Source organism: Sphaerisporangium melleum, assembly GCF_014646695.1.
Lineage (GTDB): Bacteria > Actinomycetota > Actinomycetes > Streptosporangiales > Streptosporangiaceae > Sphaerisporangium > Sphaerisporangium melleum.
In genome coordinates, this window is record NZ_BMNT01000125.1 from 1 (window position 1) to 1,006 (window position 1,006).

At 67.8% G+C, this 1,006-nt stretch carries 2 protein-coding genes and 1 pseudogene; all 3 read left to right on the forward strand.

All coding sequences use genetic code 11. The features are described from left to right. A pseudogene (locus tag IEY93_RS37440) lies at nucleotides 1–231 on the forward strand (sugar ABC transporter substrate-binding protein); the annotation flags it as partial. A gap of 4 nt (nucleotides 232–235) precedes the next feature. Then, nucleotides 236–775 carry a carbohydrate ABC transporter permease gene (locus tag IEY93_RS39180; protein WP_229691823.1) on the forward strand — a complete coding sequence of 180 codons (540 nt, stop codon included), beginning with the start codon at nucleotides 236–238 and terminating at the stop codon, nucleotides 773–775. A 12-nt stretch (nucleotides 776–787) separates the two neighbouring features. Beyond that, nucleotides 788–1,006: carbohydrate ABC transporter permease (locus tag IEY93_RS39185; protein ID WP_229691824.1), on the forward strand; the 219-nt coding region annotated here is incomplete at its 3' end.

A 1,006-nucleotide genomic window follows, 5' to 3' on the forward strand; every position in this document is an offset into this window, starting at 1 on the left:
GCGCCGACCGAGCAGGTGCAGGGCAGGCAGGTGGAGCAGAAGCCGGCGTTGAAGGTGTGGGTGGAGGCGGTCAAGGCTGCCAAGGGCCGCACGAGTGATGATCTGGGGACGAAGTATCCGAAGATCTCCGAGCCGATGTGGGGTGCGGTGCAGGCCGCGTTGAGTGGTGCCAAGACCCCGCAGCAGGCGATGACCGACGCCCAGGCCGCCGCCGCGAGCGCGACCCAGTAAGAGCATGAGCAGAGTAGCGCGAACACCGGTGCGTACCGCCCGTGTCCCCCACGCCGTGGCGAAGGGACACCGGGCGGCACGTACCGCGTCAGGGCAGTGGGCGGCCTGGGCCTTCCTCGCCCCGATCGTGATCTATCTGGCGGTCTTCTACGCCTATCCGCTGTACCGCAACATCGAGCTGAGCCTGCGGAACTACACCGTGCGCTCGTTCGTCCAGGGGGACGCGCCGTTCACCGGGTTCGCGAACTACGCGAAGATCCTCGGCGATCCGGCCTTCGGCCCGGCACTGTGGCACACGGCGGTGTTCACCGTGGTGTCGCTGGTGTTCCAGTTCGTCATCGGCCTGGCGCTGGCGGTGTTCTTCGCCAAGAACTTCCGGCTCTCGGCCACCCTGCGGGCGCTGTTCCTGGTGCCGTGGCTGCTGCCGCTGATCGTGTCGGCCTCCACCTGGTCATGGATGCTCAACAGCGACTCCGGCGTGGTGAACGCCGCGCTGCGGGGCCTCGGCATCGGGCCGGTGAACTGGCTGACCTCCCCGGACTGATCGCTGTGGTCGGTGACCATCGCCAACATCTGGATCGGCATCCCGTTCAACCTCGTGGTGCTGTACTCCGGCCTGCAGGCGATCTCCCCGCAGGTCTACGAGGCCGCCGCGCTGGACGGCGCCGGCGGCTGGCAGCGGTTCTGGCGGATCACCTTCCCGCTGCTGCGCCCGGTGTCGGCGATCACCCTGCTGCTCGGGCTGGTCTACACCCTCAAGGTCTTCGACATCATC

What these genes read in the sequence shown, in the direction of transcription:
- IEY93_RS39180 (WP_229691823.1), top strand. Translation starts at nt 236, where the DNA reads ATGAGCAGAGTAGCGCGAACACCGGTGCGTACCGCCCGTGTCCCCCAC.